Source organism: Burkholderia sp. A2, from assembly GCF_001729305.1.
Lineage (GTDB): Bacteria > Pseudomonadota > Gammaproteobacteria > Burkholderiales > Burkholderiaceae > Burkholderia > Burkholderia sola.
Genome location: NZ_LZXX01000090.1, coordinates 118,641 through 134,448, shown reverse-complemented (window position 1 = coordinate 134,448; position 15,808 = coordinate 118,641). Strand labels below are relative to the sequence as shown.

General features: G+C 67.2%; 13 protein-coding genes. 7 read left to right on the top strand and 6 right to left on the bottom strand.

Annotation, left to right across the window (positions count from 1 at the left end; translation table 11 throughout):
• Positions 1-81: 81 nt before the first annotated feature.
• Together A9Z05_RS12640 and A9Z05_RS12635 are read left to right on the top strand one after the other, a co-directional pair.
• The gene (locus A9Z05_RS12640; protein ID WP_069618392.1) at positions 82-1,422 is read left to right on the top strand and encodes an APC family permease; all 1,341 of its coding nucleotides are present in this window, start codon (positions 82-84) and stop codon (positions 1,420-1,422) included.
• Positions 1,423-1,690: 268 nt separating this feature from the next.
• Positions 1,691-1,903: a hypothetical protein gene (locus tag A9Z05_RS12635; RefSeq protein ID WP_069618391.1), complete on the top strand. Its 213-nt coding sequence runs from the start codon at positions 1,691-1,693 to the stop codon at positions 1,901-1,903.
• Positions 1,904-1,964: 61 nt separating this feature from the next.
• On the opposite strand, the gene A9Z05_RS12630 is transcribed toward A9Z05_RS12635, so the two are convergent.
• The 3 genes from A9Z05_RS12630 to A9Z05_RS12620 all read right to left on the bottom strand — a co-directional run bounded on the left by A9Z05_RS12630 (position 1,965) and on the right by A9Z05_RS12620 (position 5,118).
• Positions 1,965-2,390 carry an NUDIX hydrolase gene (locus A9Z05_RS12630; RefSeq protein ID WP_069618390.1) on the bottom strand — a complete coding sequence of 142 codons (426 nt, stop codon included), beginning with the start codon at positions 2,388-2,390 and terminating at the stop codon, positions 1,965-1,967.
• Positions 2,391-2,608: 218 nt separating this feature from the next.
• Positions 2,609-3,997 (bottom strand): nucleobase:cation symporter-2 family protein, encoded by a 1,389-nt coding sequence (locus A9Z05_RS12625; protein WP_069618389.1) that lies wholly within the window; start codon positions 3,995-3,997, stop codon positions 2,609-2,611.
• Between the two features lie 143 nt (positions 3,998-4,140).
• Positions 4,141-5,118, bottom strand: coding sequence for a LysR substrate-binding domain-containing protein (locus tag A9Z05_RS12620; protein WP_069618388.1), 978 nt, complete (start codon positions 5,116-5,118; stop codon positions 4,141-4,143).
• A gap of 133 nt (positions 5,119-5,251) precedes the next feature.
• Here A9Z05_RS12620 and A9Z05_RS12615 point away from each other — a divergent pair, with 133 nt between their 5' ends.
• The 3 genes from A9Z05_RS12615 (at position 5,252) to A9Z05_RS12605 (ending at position 7,701) form a co-directional block, all read left to right on the top strand.
• Positions 5,252-5,971 (top strand): SDR family oxidoreductase, encoded by a 720-nt coding sequence (locus A9Z05_RS12615; protein WP_069618387.1) that lies wholly within the window; start codon positions 5,252-5,254, stop codon positions 5,969-5,971.
• Between the two features lie 240 nt (positions 5,972-6,211).
• Positions 6,212-6,547, top strand: coding sequence for a putative quinol monooxygenase (locus A9Z05_RS12610; RefSeq protein WP_059582584.1), 336 nt, complete (start codon positions 6,212-6,214; stop codon positions 6,545-6,547).
• A complete protein-coding gene (locus A9Z05_RS12605) occupies positions 6,544-7,701 on the top strand; it encodes an iron-containing alcohol dehydrogenase (protein WP_069618386.1) in 1,158 nt (385 codons plus the stop codon). The genes A9Z05_RS12610 and A9Z05_RS12605 overlap by 4 nt, the downstream gene beginning before the upstream one ends.
• A gap of 37 nt (positions 7,702-7,738) precedes the next feature.
• Here the strand turns inward: A9Z05_RS12605 and A9Z05_RS12600 are convergent, their stop codons facing one another.
• Both A9Z05_RS12600 and A9Z05_RS12595 read right to left on the bottom strand, forming a co-directional pair.
• Complete coding sequence (locus A9Z05_RS12600) at positions 7,739-8,260, bottom strand: hypothetical protein (RefSeq protein ID WP_069618385.1); 522 nt, start codon at positions 8,258-8,260, stop codon at positions 7,739-7,741.
• Positions 8,261-8,319: 59 nt separating this feature from the next.
• Positions 8,320-10,500, bottom strand: a complete 2,181-nt coding sequence (locus tag A9Z05_RS12595) for an ornithine decarboxylase (protein ID WP_176730199.1) — start codon at positions 10,498-10,500, stop codon at positions 8,320-8,322.
• A gap of 507 nt (positions 10,501-11,007) precedes the next feature.
• Between A9Z05_RS12595 and A9Z05_RS12590 the strand changes: the two genes are divergently transcribed.
• Positions 11,008-13,308, top strand: a complete 2,301-nt coding sequence (locus A9Z05_RS12590) for an Orn/Lys/Arg decarboxylase N-terminal domain-containing protein (RefSeq protein WP_069618383.1) — start codon at positions 11,008-11,010, stop codon at positions 13,306-13,308.
• 70 nt (positions 13,309-13,378) lie between these two features.
• Positions 13,379-14,764: a putrescine-ornithine antiporter gene (potE, locus tag A9Z05_RS12585; protein ID WP_069618382.1), complete on the top strand. Its 1,386-nt coding sequence runs from the start codon at positions 13,379-13,381 to the stop codon at positions 14,762-14,764.
• A 4-nt stretch (positions 14,765-14,768) separates the two neighbouring features.
• Here the strand turns inward: potE and A9Z05_RS12580 are convergent, their stop codons facing one another.
• Positions 14,769-15,677, bottom strand: coding sequence for a LysR family transcriptional regulator (locus A9Z05_RS12580; RefSeq protein WP_069618381.1), 909 nt, complete (start codon positions 15,675-15,677; stop codon positions 14,769-14,771).
• Positions 15,678-15,808 lie beyond the last annotated feature (131 nt).

Genomic DNA, 15,808 nt, shown 5'->3' with positions numbered 1-15,808 from the left:
TCGTCCCATCGACATGCCGGAAATGCCTGCCGCACGGCACCCAGGCATTCGCATCGGCCCCAGAAGGGCCCAGGAGATAACATGCAAGCGTCGTCACCCAGCGAACCGGTACGCCTGAAGCGCACGCTCGGCCTGCCGTCCGTGCTGTTGTTCGGCCTCGCCTATATGGCGCCGCTGATCGTCTACGGGACCTACGGCGTGCTCGCCAAGGCCAGCGACGATACGGCCGCGCTCGCCTATCTGCTCGCGCTGATCGCCATCGCGTTTACCGCGCTCAGCTACGGCAAGCTCGCGCGGCTCTATCCGGCCGCGGGCTCGGCCTACACGTACACGCGCAGGACGTTCAACCCGCACCTCGGCTTCATGATCGGCTGGGCGACGCTGCTCGACTATTTCTTCCTGCCGATGGTGATCTGGCTGATTGGTGCCGCGTACCTGAACGCGGCATTTCCGCACGTGCCGACCTGGATCTGGATCGTCGCGTTCATCGTGCTGACGAGCGGGTTGAACATCGTCGGCATCGAACTGGCCGCGCGCTTCAATATCGTGCTGATGGTCGTGCAACTGGCGGTCGTCGCGATGTTCGTCGTACTGTGCTGGCACTATGCGTCGGCTGCGGCGGGCCCCGGCGGCATCGCGATGGCGGAGCCGTTCTTCAGGCCGCACGTGCCGTTCGGCGCGACGATGGCAGGCGCCGCGATCGCCGCGTATTCGTATCTCGGCTTCGACGCCGTCTCGACGTTGACCGAGGAAACGATCGATCCGAAAAAGAACATGCCGCGTGCGATCCTGCTGATTGCGCTGATCGGCGGCGCGATTTTCGTGATCGCGGCGTATACGATGCAGCTCGCGCATCCCGGCGTCGAATTCAAGGATACGGATTCGGCCGCGTTCGAAGTCGCGAAGATGATCGGCGGCGACCTGTTCGTCACCGTGTTCCTCGCGGGCCTGATCCTCGCGCAGTTCGCATCGGGCATCTCCGCGCAAGCGAGCGTCGGGCGGCTGCTTTACGCGATGGGCCGCGACGAAATCCTGCCGAAGCGCATCTTCGGGTTCATTCATCCGCGCTTCAAGACGCCCGCGATCAATATCGCGCTTGCCGGTGTCGTCGGATTGATCGCGCTGAAGCTGGATGTCGCCACGTCGACGTCGTTCATCAACTTCGGCGCGTTCCTCGCCTTTACGGCCGTCAATCTGTGCGTGATCCGGCTGTATCTGTCGGGCAATCCCGGTGAGCGCGGGATCGGAGTATTCGGCGGCCTCGTTTTTCCGTTGATCGGCGCGGTGTCCGATATCTGGCTGCTCGTGAGCCTCGAGAAGGCGGCGCTCGTGCTCGGCGTCGCATGGTTCGTGCTCGGGCTCGTGTATCTGTGCTGGATTACGCGGCTGTTTCGCCAGGCACCGCCGGAAGTGGCGATTTGAACGGCGAGCAGGCGGGCGACTACGGGCGCGACGCCGAAGCGCCGGCCGATCAGTGACGACGACGTGATCCGGGGGCTGGACGGGCACACCCCATGACCTGCTGCAGGTTGCGCGACCCGGCTGCACGTGGCGGCCGCGGCCGCCGAAACTTGATCGGGAAAAGCACCAGAAGCTTGCGGATTTTCTTCCGGTTATAGTGGAATCACTGAAGGTAGACGCGGCGCTTGTTGCCGATACCGTTCAGGTAACGACCGTAGACGGGTGCCGTATGAAAAACATAATCGACAAGACCGCTGGACCGATCTGGGGCGTGGCAGCAGGATTGCTTCTTGCTGGTGCAGGATTGAGTCTGGGTATTTTTCCGGCGGCGCTGCGCAGCTCGGGCAGCGCAAACGAGTTCATGGCGTCCGGCGTCGCGATGCTGGGCATCTTCCTCGTCGTCTATTCCACGCACGAACTGCGAAGAAAGCGCTCGCACTGAGCGAGCGCGCACCGCTGATCGCGATACCCGACTCGAGCCGGCCGACGGCTCGGGGTGGGCGTTACGCCTTGAGGATTTCGTGGTTGTAGACGAGTTCGACGATTCGCTTCGTCGGAAGACTTGCGCGCAGACGGTCGATACTGTCGATCGGAAACCACTTGCATTTCTCGATCTCGTTGCTCGCTTGCGGCGTCTGGTCCGGCCCGACTTCCGCGAAGAACACGTGATGGATCTTCGCGAGCCCGGTGAACTGCATCGAGTACACCAGATCCTGGCCGGTCATGCCCGTTTCCTCGCCCAATTCGCGATGCGCGGCTTCGAGCGGTGTTTCCCCGCGCTTGATCGTGCCGCCCGGAAGGGCCCAGCGCGATGCCGCACGCGTGACGAGCAACACGCGCGCATTGCGATAGCAGACGACGGTCGCGCGTTCCTTGATCGGAACGGCAGTCGTTTCGGGGGCTTTGTCGGGCGCGAGGGTTTGGGGCATGCGGTGATTCTAACCAGCCAGAATCGATCGGCCAAGGCGCCCTGACCGGGTTTGGCGATTGATTGCCGCCGATGCGCGGTCGGCACGTTGCGTGCCGGCCGAAAGCGCAGGGCCGGTGGCGGGGCCGTGCGCCGGACGCCCGATGCCGTTGGGCATGAGGACCGACGCGGCCCGTCACGACCGCCACGTTGTCATGCGGTTCGCCCCGCGCTTGGCCGTTACTTCCTTTCCGGCAGGAACCAGTTCATCACGAGGGCGCAGATGCCGCCCGTCGCCACGCCCGATTCCAGCACGTTCTTCAGCGCATGCGGCAGGCTGTTCAGAATGTCCGGTACCTGCGACACGCCGAGGCCGAGCGCGAGCGACACCGCGATGATCAGCAGCGCGCGGCGGTCGAGGTGGACGCCCGCGAGGATGTTGATGCCCGACGCGGCCACGGCACCGAACATCACCATCGCCGCACCGCCGAGCACGGGCTCCGGCACGGCCTGCAGCACGCCGGCGACGACCGGGAACAGGCCGAGCACGACGAGCATCCCCGCGATCCAGATGCCGACGTGACGGCTCGCGACGCCGGTGATCTGGATCACGCCGTTGTTCTGCGCGAATACCGAACTCGGGAACGTATTGAACACGCCGGCCAGCAGCGAGTTCGCGCCGTTGACCAGCACACCGCCCTTGATCCGCTGCATCCACACCGGCCCTTCGACCGGCTCGTTCGAGATCTTGCTGGTGGCCGTCACGTCGCCGATCGCTTCGAGCGACGTGACGAGATAGATGATCAGCATCGGCACGAACAGCGCCCACGAGAAGCCGATGCCGAAATGCAGCGGCGTTGGCACCTGGAACAGCGCGGCCTGGTGCATGCCGGTGAAATCGAGGCGGCCGAGGAACGCGGCCGCGAGGTAGCCGATCGCGAGCGCGATGACGAGCGCCGTGCTGCGCACCCAGACGACCTGCACGCGGTTCAGCAGGATGATCGTGCCGAGCACGAGGCCCGACAGCGTCAGGTTCTCGGCGCTCGCGAACGTGCCCTTGGCCATCGCGCCGTAGCCGCCGCCCATGCTGATCAGGCCGACCTTGATCAGCGTGAGGCCGATCAGCAACACGACGATGCCGGTGACGAGCGGCGTGATCAGGCGCTTCACGAACGGCAGGATGCGCGACACGCCCATCTCGACGAACGACCCGGCGATCACGACGCCGAAGATCGCGGCCATCACGGTCTCCACCGGCGTGCCCTGCTTGACCATCAGGCTGCCGCCGGCGATCAGCGGGCCGACGAAGTTGAAGCTCGTGCCCTGAACGATCAGCAGGCCGGCGCCGAGCGGACCGAAGCGCTTGCACTGGACGAAGGTCGCGATGCCGGAAATCACCAGCGACATCGACACGATCAGGGTCGTATCGCGGCTGGACACGCCGAGCGCCTGGCAGATCAGCAGGCCGGGCGTGACGATCGGCACGATGATCGCGAGCAGGTGCTGCAGCGCGGCGACGAAGGCGACCATCGGCGCCGGCTGGTCGTTCGGACCGTAGACGAGGTCGCGGGCCGCGTCTGCGGCGTCGGCGCCGCGGGAAGCGGATTGGGCGGAGGAGGCGGGTTGCATGGCGAGCGGGCCGGACAAGGTGGAAAGTGCGGCATTTTAGCCGAAGGGGCTGCCGGCGCCGCCCGGTCGGGCCGCGGTAGTGGGGCGTCGCGGGTGCGTTGCCGACCGCGCGGATGGCCGGCCAGGGAGCCCGCGACGCGACGTCAGCCGGCCGCGCGGGCTCCCTGGCCGCGCGCCGCGGCGCGTGGCGGGCCGGAATCCGGATACGCGCGCTGGCACACGGCGATGACCGTGTCGCGCAGACGGCGATGGACGGGGTCGCCATGCATGCGCGGATGCCACAGCGCGGACACGAGGATCGCCGGCAAGCGGACCGGGACTTCGAAGCTGCGCAGCCCGAGCGCTTCGATGAGCCCGGGCGAGCACGCGTTGCCGAGGCTCGAGCGCGGCACCAGCGCGATCAGGTCGGTGCTGGCCGCGACGCGCATCGCGTCCGGATAGCCCGGCACGACGACATGCACGGCGGGGCCCGGGCCGGCCTCGCCGGTCGAGTCGCCGGCGGGCCCGCCGAAATCGCCCAATTGGGCTGCGATAACGTGGCGGCAGGCCGCATAGCGCGCGGGCGTGATCCGGGCCGATGCGAACAGCGGATGCCCGGCGCGCGCCACCGCGACATGCCAGTCGTGAAAGAGCATGCGCGTGTGCAGTTCGGGCGCGTCGTCGCCGCGCTTGCCGATTTCCAGGTCGACCGTGCCGTCGCGCAGCGCTTGCGGATCGCGGTCGAGCTTCGGGACGAAGCGGATCCGCACGTGCGGCGCGACGTCGGCCAGGGCGGCGACGACCGGGCCGGCCAGCATTTCCATGAACGATGCGGCCGCGCGAATGGTGAACGTGGCCGTGAGCGTCGCCAGCTCGACGTCGGCCGTCGCCGGCCGGAGCACCGCGCGCGCGTCGCGCGCGACGGCATGCACGCGGTCGCGCAACGCGGCGGCGTGCGGCGTCGGCACGAGCTTGCGCCCGGCGCGCACGAGCAGCGGGTCGCCGGTGGCGATACGCAGCCGCGTGAGCGTACGGCTCATCGCGGACGTGCTCAGGCCCAGCCGGCGCGCGGCGCCGGTCACGCTGCTCTCCGACAGCAGCACGTCGAGCGCGGTGACGAGGTTCAGGTCGATGTCTTCCATGCGGACAGGATACGCCACTGCGAGGTTTGGCATGGCGTTTGGTGCAACGATGGATTGCATCGGGTGCGTCTGGCGCCTGCCTTGGTGCGCGCCTATAGTGGGCGCATGACGAAACACGGCAAAGGCGAAAACCATGCAATCGACTGAATCGAATCGACGAAACGCCCCCGCGCTCCTGCTCGTCGCGGCGTCGCGCGGCCTCGGACTGGCAATGGCGGAGGTATTTCTGAACAAGGGCTGGAACGTGACAGGTACCGTGCGCGAAGGAGCGGGGCGCACGAAGCTGCATGACCTGGCCGACCGGTTCGACGGCCGGCTCGAGATCGGCACGCTCGACATCTGCGAGCCCGCGCAGCTGGCCGCGCTGCGCGAGCGCCTGTCGGGCCGGCGCTTCGACATGCTGTTCGTGAATGCGGGCACGACCAACGATCCGAATGAAACGATCGGCGAAGTGACGACCGACGAATTCGTGCGCGTGATGATCACGAATGCGCTGGCGCCGATGCGCGCGATCGAGACGCTGCAGGATCTCGTGACCGACGACGGGCTGATCGGCGCGATGTCGTCGGGGCAGGGCAGCGTGACCAACAACGTCACCAGGATGCGCGAGGTGTATCGCGGCAGCAAGGCCGCGCTGAACCAGTTCATGCGCAGCTTCGCGGCGCGTCAGGCCGACACGCGCCGCGCGCTGGCGCTGATGGCGCCCGGCTGGGTCCGCACCGAACTCGGCGGGCCCGACGCGCGCCTGACCATCGAGGAGAGCGTGCCGAGCCTCGTCGACGTGCTGCTGGCGAAGCGGGCGCGGCCCGGGCTCGAATATCTCGACTATCTGGGGCGGACGGTGCCTTGGTAGCCGGGGTGGCGGCGCAAGCGGGCGGCGGCCGGCCCTGTTCCGGCTCGTCGTGAGCGTGCGGCGCGATTCGGCCTGCTGTTCGCGGCCCGGTCGCGGCACTGCGAAGGCCGTGCCGATTCAATACAATGCGACGACGCGTCAGCGATACGGTGCCGCATCATCGCGTTTGAATCCATCCGGTTCATGGCGGATGGGGGGCGCTCCCGTCGCGACGGGCTTGTGTCGAACATGGAGCGCAGCATGAACGAACCCTATCTGCAGGTCATCGCGCATTTCTTCGCGAAACCCGGCAACGGCGACCGCGTGGTCGAACTGCTGGCCGAACTCGCGCCGGCCACGCGCACCGAGCCGAAAAACCTCGACTACGCGTACTTCCGGTCGCCGGAGAACCCCGACCACATCGTGATCCTCGAGCGTTACAGCGAGGCCGACGGCCTCGACGTGCATCGGGAAACGCCGCATTTCCAGCGGATCGGTGTCGGCGCGATCATGCCGTTGCTCGATCGTCGCGAGGTGATCCGCTACATGGTGCAGCCGGACACCGGCACGGCGACGGCCCCGGGAGGCGCCCGATGAACCCGTTTCAATTCCGCACCGTTCCGACGCAGATCGTCGAATTCGGCGCCGCGCGCCGGCTCGGCCCGCTGTTGCGCGAACGCTTTCCGGCGCTCGTGCGGCTGTGCGTCGTCACCGATGCGTTCCTGCATCGCAGCGGCGTGCTCGCGCCCGCGCTGGAGAGCCTCGCCGCGCACGGCTGGCAGGTCACCGTGATCGACGACGTGATCGCCGATCCGCCCGAGCACGTGGTGCTCGAAGCGACCGCGCGGGCCGTCGCGGCCGATGCCGAGATCGTGCTCGGTCTCGGCGGCGGCTCGTCGATGGACGTCGCGAAGCTGATCGCGGTGCTCGCGCCGGGGCAGCAGGCGCTGGCCGACATGTACGGCGTCGACAAGGTCGCGAGCGCGCGGCTGCCGCTCGTGCAGATGCCGACCACGGCCGGCACCGGCTCCGAGGTCACGGCCGTGTCGATCGTCACGGTCGGCGAGGCGCGCAAGATGGGCGTCGTGTCGCCGCACCTGTTCGCGGACGTCGCGATCCTCGACGCGGAGCTCACGCTCGGCCTGCCGCGCGCGGCGACGGCGGCGACCGGCATCGACGCGATGGTGCACGCGATCGAGGCATACACGTCCGCGCGGCTGAAGAATCCGGTATCGGACATGCTGGCGACGCACGCACTGACGCTGCTGTCGCGCAACCTGCTGGCCGCATGCGACGACGGGCGGAACCGGCACGCGCGCGAAGCGATGCTGGTCGGCGCGATGTTCGCGGGGCAGGCGTTCGCGAATGCGCCGGTCGCGGCCGTGCACGCGCTGGCTTATCCGGTGGGCGGGATCTTCCACGTGCCGCACGGGTTGTCGAATGCGCTGGTGCTGCCGCACGTGCTGCGCTTCAATGCGCCGGCCGCCGCGCCGCTGTATGCGGAACTGGCGGCCATCGTCGCGCCGTCGGCCACGGGCAGCGACGAAGCGAAAACGCACGCGCTGATCGCCGAGATCGACCGGCTGATCGTCGCGACGGGGATTCCGCGCACGCTGCGCGAGGTCGGTATCGGCGAGGACGACCTGCCGAGGATGGCGTCGGACGCGATGCTGCAGACGCGTCTGCTCGTGAACAATCCGCGCGAGGTGACCGAGGCCGACGCGCTGGAGATCTACCGGCAGGCGTGGTGACGCGGCGGGCACGATGCTGCCCGCCGGCCGGGTTCCTTCATTTCAGGTCGCGATCCTTGCAGGTCGGCTCGAATTCGCCGTCGAAGTACTGATACAGGTGCACGAGCAACTTGTTGGCGCCGACCTTGCGCCCGAGGTAATGCGTGCCCTCCGCCGACGTGCAGGTCGAGAATGCGAGTGGCAAGCCGCCGTCGAGCACGGCTTCCGGGTGTGCGCCCTGGCGCACGAAATGCGCGGTGCCGACGACGCCGAAGCCGCGCGTGTCCGCCGGCACCGACTTCGGCAGCGACAGGGCGTACGCGGCGATCGTGCGGTCGTCGTGCAGGCTGTCGAGAATCTGGGTGCCGGGCTTGCCGGCGGGGCCGGTGATTATCGCGCAGCAGCGCGCGACGCCTTGGTCGTCGTCGGGCAGCACTTGCAGTGACGTGCCTGCCGCGAGATGCGTATTCGGCGTGTAGTAGACGCCGTCGGCGACCACGCCGACCTGCTGCGCATGCGCGGCGATGGAGACGGCGAGCGCCGGGGCGATCAGGAGCGGACGAAGCGGTCGGATGGGCATGATGGCGGCGATGATACACGCGGCGCGCCAGCGCCGCGCGGGTCGGGCACGGATCGCGATCAGGCCCGCGACGCGTCGGCGCCGGCTGCGACCACGTATGCCGACGCCTGCTTCGTGCCGTCCGGCTTCGTCTGCAGGTACACACCCTGGATTTCCGGCTCGAAGCCCGGCAGCGCGTTGATCCCGGCTTCGAGCGCACGGAAGTAGTCGAGTGCAGGGCCGCCCCACGCCTCGCCGGGCACCACGCAGAAGATGCCGGGCGGATAGGGCAGTGCGCCTTCGGTCGCGATCCGGCCTTCGATGCGGTCGAGCGTGACGAGCTCGACGTTGTTGCGGATCAGCTCGGTATTCGCGGCCTGCGGCAGCATCGCCTGCTTCGGGAACTGCGCGCGCCGGAACATCTGTTTCTGCAGATGCTTCATGTCGTGGCCGCGGTAGAAATCGTGCATGCGCTGGCACAGCTGCCGCAGGCGCATCGTGCCGTACAGCTCCGGATAGGCGTCGCACAACGACGGAATCGCTTCGCGCAGCGGCGTGTCCTGATCGAGATGACGTTCGAACTGCGCGAGGTGCGCGACCAGATGCTGCAGCTTGCCGGAACTTTCCGACGGCGTGAGCAGGAACAGGATCGTATACAGGTCGGCTTTCTCGGGCACGACGCCGTGCTCGCGCAGATAGCGCGCGAGGATCGGCGCCGGCGCGCCGAACGGCGCGTATTCGTGCGTATCGCGATCGATGCCGGGCGTGGTCAGCAGCAGCTTGCACGGATCGACGAAATACTGGTTGTCCGCATAGCCGTCGAAGCCGTGCCACCTGTCGGCCGGGTGGAAGCGGAAGAAGCGCAGGTCGTCGACGATCTGCTCGGTCGGGTAGTCGGCCCACGGGCGGCCGTCGATCTGCTGCGGAACGAACGGGCGAATCTGGCGGCACGTTTTCAGCAGCAGCTTGCGCGCATCGACGCCGTGTGCGACGCAGTCGCGCCACAGGCGCCTGCCGGCCGGGCCCGCATGCATCTGTGCATTGACGTCGAGCGCCGCGAACATCGGGTAGAACGGGCTCGTCGACGCGTGGATCATGTATGCGTTGTTGAAGCGCCGGTGATCGCAGAAGCGCTTCTGCCCTTCGATGTGGCTGTCCTTCTTGTGGATCTGCGATGTCTGCGAGAAGCCGGCCTGCTGCTTGTGCACCGACTGCGTGACGAAGATGCCGGGATCGTCGGGCCCGAGCGTCAGCATCAGCGGCGAGCAGTCCTGCATCATCGGGATGAACTGTTCGTAGCCGACCCACGCCGAATCGAACAGGATGTAGTCGCACAGATGCCCGATCCGGTCGACGATTTCGCGCGCGTTGTAGATCGTGCCGTCGTAGGTGCCGAGCTGGATCACCGCGAGCCGGAACGGGCGCGGCAGGTCGGCTCGCTCGGGTGCGACGTCGCGGATCGCGTCGCGAATGCGCGCTTCGCCGAGCGCCGCGCTGTCGACGCCGCCGATGAGGCCCCACGCGTTGCGCGCGGTTTCGAGGTAGACCGGCCGCGCGCCGGACAGCACGAGCGCGCCGAGGTGCACCGACTTGTGATTGTTGCGGTCGAACAGCACGAGATCGTCGGGCGCGAGCAGTGCGCTCGTGACGACCTTGTTCGACGTCGACGTGCCGTTCAGCACGAACCAGGTTTTATCCGCGTTGTAGATGCGCGCGGCGTTGCGCTGCGCTTCCAGCGCGGGCCCTTCGTGAATCAGCAGATCGCCGAGCCGGACGTCCGCGTTGCAGAGATCCGAGCGAAACAGCGTCTCGCCGAAGAAATCGAAGAACATCCGGCCGAGCGGATGGTTCGAGAAGAACTGGCCGCCCTGGTGGCCCGGGCAGTCGAATTCGACGTAGCCGCGCTGCACGTAGTCGCGCATGACCTTGAAGAACGGCGGCAGCAGGTTCTCGCTGTAGATGTCGGCCGCGGCGGAAATCTGCCGGCCGTGGTAATGGCGGCCGCCTTGCCGGAGCGGGATCACGCCGCTCGCGCTCGGCAGGACCGACGGCGGCACTTCCTGGTCGGGTTCGACCGCGACGAAGAACGGAATCGCGAAGCCGGTTCCCTCGACGGTTTTCAGCACCTTCTCCGCGGCATCGATGCCGACGACGATGGCCGCGATATTCGTGAAATCGGTCTGGAATACGTCGACCTGTTCGTGCGTGGTGAGAAAGGCGCCGATCAGCGCCGGCTCGACTGCGATTTTCAACAGGCTCACGCGAACTCTCCGGTAAATGACCTGAAACGGGAGCCGCATTCGCGCCGGCGCGTCACGTCGATTACGACGCGCGCTGCAGCCGATTGAAATGCTCCCGCGAATGCCGAACGCCGAATGCGGACTGCACCGAGAAGCGTTGAGCAGCGCGGCACGGCCGTGATCGGACAGTGCCCGGCGCAGCCGATCGTAGCAACAAAGGCACGCGAATTCAATCGACCGGCATCGTCAATGTCATTGGCGGATGAGCCTGATCAATTGATCAGGAATTGGCGTGCTGCGGCGCATATAAAAATGATCCAATGTTGAAATCCTATTGGAAATGCGCCGATGGTTTCACCGAATCGTCGGCTTTTCATCGAAAGGCGTTCATGGCATAGTCGGCTCCGAACTGGATGGCGAATCAAGCCGGAATGGCGAGCGTCTCATGCCGCTGCCCGTGACCTGCCGTCCGCGTGCTCGTGAGACGAACGATACCAATCGAAGCAACGCAACAGCGAGGGCAAGAACATGAACACTTCCGCCGGCGGCATTCGTCGCCTCGGCATGCGCGCGCTACTGGTCGACGACGAGATCGCGCAGGAAACGGCAACCGGGCGTGCGGTCCGCACGCTGAGCGCGGAGCTCGCGCAACGCGGTATCGACGTGTTGACGGCGACGTCCGCCGACGATGCCATCGTGCTGATCCGCTCCGATCCGTCGATCCAGTGCGTGCTGCTCGACTGGGATCTCGGCGTGGACGGCCACGGGCCGTCGGAGGCGGTGGTCGATGCGATCCGTCAACGCAACGGCAGCGTGCCGATCTTCCTGCTGGCCGATCGCAGCGTCGCGTCGACGGTGCCGGCCGCGGTGATGGGCAAGGTCGACGATTTCGTGTGGTTGCTCGAGGATACGGCCGACTTTATCGGCGGGCGCATCCACGCGGCGATCGAACGCTATCGCTCGACCGTGCTGCCGCCGATGTTCGGCGCGCTCGCGAAGTTCTCGCGCGTCTACGAATACTCGTGGCATACGCCCGGCCACACGGGCGGCACCGGCTTCCTGAAATCGCCGGTCGGCCGCGCGTTCTTCGAATACTTCGGCGAATCGCTGTTCCGCTCGGACCTGTCGATCTCGGTGGGCGAGCTCGGCTCGCTGCTCGATCACTCGGGCCCGATCGGCGAAAGCGAACGCTATGCGGCGCGCGTGTTCGGCGCGCATCGTACGTATCACGTGACGAACGGCTCGTCGACGTCGAACCGCATCATCCTGATGGCGAGCGTGAGCCGCGACCAGATCGCGCTGTGCGACCGCAACTGCCACAAGTCGGCCGAGCATGCGATGACGATGTCGGGCGCGATTCCGACTTACCTCGTGCCGACGCGCAACCGCTACGGGATCATCGGGCCGATCGCATCGGAGCGCCTCACGCAAGCGGCGATCCGCGAGGCGATCGCATCGAATCCGCTCGCGGCGGGGCTGGCGGACCGCCAGCCGAAGCATGCGATCGTGACCAACTCGACGTACGACGGCCTTTGCTACAACGTGACGCGCGTCGAGGAACTGCTCGGCGCGAGCGTCGACCGGCTGCATTTCGACGAAGCGTGGTACGGCTACGCGCGTTTCAATCCGATCTACCGCGACCGCCATGCGATGCACGGCGACCCGCGCGACCACCACAAGGACCGGCCGACGGTATTCGCGACGCAGTCGACGCACAAGCTGCTGACCGCGCTGTCGCAGGCGTCGTACATCCACGTGCGCGACGGCCGCAGCCCGATTCCGCATGGTCAGTTTAACGAAACGTTCATGATGCACGCGTCGACGTCGCCGAACTACGCGATCATCGCGTCGAACGACGTCGCGGCCGCGATGATGGACGGCCCCGGCGGCGCCGCGCTGACGCGCGAATCGATCGAGGAGGCCGTCGCGTTCCGGCAGATGATCGCGCGGATGAACGGCGAATTCGGCGCGAAGGGCGACTGGTTCTTCGAGTGCTGGCAGCCTGACACCGTGCTCGAGGCGCGCACGGGCCGCACGCTGCCGTTCCACGAGGCGCCGCCCGAGCTGCTCGCGAGCGACCCGGCGTGCTGGGTGCTGCGCCCCGGCGCGCAATGGCACGGCTTCGGCAATATCGAGGACGGCTACTGCATGCTCGACCCGATCAAGGTGTCGATCGTCACGCCGGGCGTGGCGCCGGCCGGCGGCCTGATGCCGGTCGGCATCCCGGCGAGCGTCGTCACCGCGTATCTCGATGCGCGAGGGATCGTCGTCGAGAAGACGACCGATTTCACGATCCTGTTCCTGTTCTCGATCGGCATCACGAAGGGCAAGTGGGGCTCGCTCGTCAGCGCGCTGTGCGATTTCAAGCGTGACTACGACGCGAACCTGCCGCTCGACATGGCGATTCCGTCGCTCGCGAACGAGCATGGGTCGCGCTATGCGGGCATGGGGCTGAAGGATCTGGCCGACACGATGTTCGCGGCGATGGAGCAGCTCGGCACGACGCGCCTGATGTCGGAGGCGTTCTCGATCCTGCCGAAGCCGGAAATGAGCCCGGTGCGCGCGTACGAGCATCTCGTGCAGGGCCGCGTCGAGCAGGTGACGCTCGACGAGCTGGCCGGGCGCACGGTGGCCACCGGCGTCGTGCCGTATCCGCCGGGCATTCCGCTGTTGATGCCGGGCGAGAACGCGGGGCCGGCCGGCGGCCCGGTGCTCGGCTACCTGAAGGCGCTCGAAGCGTACGACCGGCGTTTTCCGGGCTTCGCGCACGACACGCACGGCGTGGAAGTCGAGGACGGCACGTACCGCGTGTACTGCCTGACGGCCTGAAGCCCCGAAGCCTGACCCGGCGAACGGGCGACCGGCCGCGCGGCGGCCTCACATCGAAGGATCGAACACCATGGACAACGCAGCGCATCTGGCCGACGCGGCCCCGGCGGCCGCACCGAAGAACCGGATGAACGTCTGGCAGCTCACCATTCTCACCGCGGTCAACATGATGGGCTCCGGCATCATCCTGCTGCCGGCGAAGCTCGCGCAGGTCGGCACGATCTCGTTGCTGTCGTGGATCGTCACGGCCGGCGGCTCGCTCGCGCTGGCCTATGCGTTCGCGCGCTGCGGGATGCTGAGCCGCAAGCCGGGCGGGATGGGCGGCTACGCGGAATACGCGTTCGGCAAGGCCGGCAACTACATGGCGAACTACACGTACGGGCTGTCGCTCGTGATCGCCAACGTCGCGATCGGCGTCACGGCGGTCGGCTACGGCACCGTGCTGTTCGACGCGACGCTGTCGCCGCTGCAGACGGGCCTGTGGACGATCTTCCTGCTCGTGCTGACGACGGTCGCGAACTTCGGCGGCTCGCGCATCACCGGCCGGATCGGCGCGGTGACGGTGTGGGGCGTGATCATTCCGGTCGTCGTCGTGTCGCTGATCGGCTGGTTCTGGTTCAGCGGCGCGACCTGGGGCGCCGCGTGGAATCCGCACGACATGCCGTTCGGGCCGGCCGTCGGCGGCTCGATCGCGGTGACGCTGTGGGCGTTCCTCGGGCTCGAATCGGCGTGCGCGAACGCGGATGCCGTCGAGAATCCCGAGCGCAACGTGCCGATCGCCGTGCTCGGCGGCACGATCGCGTCGGCGATCTTCTATATCGTGTCGACCAACGTGATCGCCGGGATCGTGCCGAACGCGATCCTCGCGAAGTCGAATGCGCCGTTCGGCCTCGCGTTCGCGACGATGTTCACGCCGACCGTCGGCACGATCGTCACCGCGCTGATGGTGATCGCGTGCATCGGCTCGCTGCTCGGCTGGCAGTTCACGGTGGCGCAGGTGTTCAAGAGCTCGGCGGACGTCGGCTACTTCCTGCCGGTGTTCGCCCGCGCGACGCGCACGGGCACGCCGATCGTCGGCATGGTGATCCTGTTGATCGCGCAGGTCGCGCTGGCGCTGATGACGATCAGCCCGGAGCTGAGCAGCCAGTTCCAGAAGATCGTCGATCTCGCGGTCGTCACCAACCTCGTGCCTTACGTGATGTCGATGGCCGCGCTGATCACGATCCAGAAGGTCGCGAAGGTGTCGCCGGGCAAGGCGCTGGTGACGAACGCGGTCGCGATGGTCGCGACCGCGTACAGCTTCTACGCGCTCTACAGCTCGGGCGAGCAGGCGCTGATGCTCGGCGGCCTGTGCGTGTTCCTCGGCTGGACGCTGTTCGGCTTCGTCAGCGCGCGCTTCTACCAGATGGAGGTCGACGCGCACGTGAAGGAGCCGGGGAAATCGCTGCAGACGTGACCTGCTAGCGCGGACGTTGCGCCAGCAGCGGCGGCAGGGCGCGTTTCAGCAGATCGACGACGGCGCGCACGCGCGGCGGCAACGGCCGCTGCGCGTGTACCAGCACATTGAGCGCGAAGTCGGGGACGTCGTAGTGCGGCAGCAGGCGGACGAGCCGGCCGTGCGCGAGCGCGTCGGCGCAAGCCGGATGCTGGACCACGCCGATACCGCCGCCCGCCGCGATCGTGTCGAACATCGGGCGCCAGTGGCTCGCGGTCATGACCGTGCGGATGCGCGCGTATTCGACCGCACCGCCGTCGCGCTGCAGCGGCATCTGTTCGTTCGCGAATACGCCTTTCACGCGGATGAACGGATGGTTCGCGAGATCGGCCTTCGTGTCGAGCGGGCCGTGCCGCTCGAGATACGACGGCGCGGCGACGAGCACGCGGCCGACCGCGCCGAGCGCGTATGCGACGAAGCCGCCGTCGCGAAGCTGGCCGACCCGGATCGAAATGTCGACGCCCTCGGTAACCGGATCGACGATCTCGTCGTTCAGCACCAGGTCGATGTGCAGCTTCGGATACGCGGTGCGGATCTGCATCAGCACGGCCGGCAGCACGACCTCGCCGAAACACTGCGGCGCCGCGAGCCGGATCGTGCCGTCGAGCGCGTTCTCCGTCCTCGACACCGACGCCACGGCCAGTTCGGCCGCTTCGAGCAGCGCCTTGCTGCGTTCGTAGAAGAGGCGGCCTTCCTCCGTGCACGCGAGCGTGCGCGCACTGCGCATCAGCAGCCGCGTGCCGAGATGCTTTTCGAGTTTCTCGATGCGTTCGCTGACGGCCGGTTGGCCCATGTCGAGATCCCGCGCCGCGCCGGACATCGTGCCGCGCTCCACGACTCTCACGTAGATGCGCATCGTCGCCAACAGATCCATGAAGTCGCGCCTCGTGTCTTCCGTTCGATTTTTACCGATCGACGGATGGTACCAAAGCGGCGTCCACGCGATGGTGTGCGCCGGGCCGATACTGATGATCGGCCGGCGCGCCCACGATGCTGCCGAAGCCG

Excerpts from the sequence above, each read along its gene's own strand:
- A9Z05_RS12640 (WP_069618392.1), top strand. The coding sequence starts at position 82 with ATGCAAGCGTCGTCACCCAGCGAACCGGTACGCCTGAAGCGCACGCTC.
- A9Z05_RS12635 (WP_069618391.1), top strand. The coding sequence starts at position 1,691 with ATGAAAAACATAATCGACAAGACCGCTGGACCGATCTGGGGCGTGGCA.
- A9Z05_RS12630 (WP_069618390.1), bottom strand. The coding sequence starts at position 2,390 with ATGCCCCAAACCCTCGCGCCCGACAAAGCCCCCGAAACGACTGCCGTT.
- A9Z05_RS12625 (WP_069618389.1), bottom strand. The coding sequence starts at position 3,997 with ATGCAACCCGCCTCCTCCGCCCAATCCGCTTCCCGCGGCGCCGACGCC.
- A9Z05_RS12620 (WP_069618388.1), bottom strand. The coding sequence starts at position 5,118 with ATGGAAGACATCGACCTGAACCTCGTCACCGCGCTCGACGTGCTGCTG.
- A9Z05_RS12615 (WP_069618387.1), top strand. The coding sequence starts at position 5,252 with ATGCAATCGACTGAATCGAATCGACGAAACGCCCCCGCGCTCCTGCTC.
- A9Z05_RS12610 (WP_059582584.1), top strand. The coding sequence starts at position 6,212 with ATGAACGAACCCTATCTGCAGGTCATCGCGCATTTCTTCGCGAAACCC.
- A9Z05_RS12605 (WP_069618386.1), top strand. The coding sequence starts at position 6,544 with ATGAACCCGTTTCAATTCCGCACCGTTCCGACGCAGATCGTCGAATTC.
- A9Z05_RS12600 (WP_069618385.1), bottom strand. The coding sequence starts at position 8,260 with ATGCCCATCCGACCGCTTCGTCCGCTCCTGATCGCCCCGGCGCTCGCC.
- A9Z05_RS12590 (WP_069618383.1), top strand. The coding sequence starts at position 11,008 with ATGAACACTTCCGCCGGCGGCATTCGTCGCCTCGGCATGCGCGCGCTA.
- potE (WP_069618382.1), top strand. The coding sequence starts at position 13,379 with ATGGACAACGCAGCGCATCTGGCCGACGCGGCCCCGGCGGCCGCACCG.
- A9Z05_RS12580 (WP_069618381.1), bottom strand. The coding sequence starts at position 15,677 with ATGGATCTGTTGGCGACGATGCGCATCTACGTGAGAGTCGTGGAGCGC.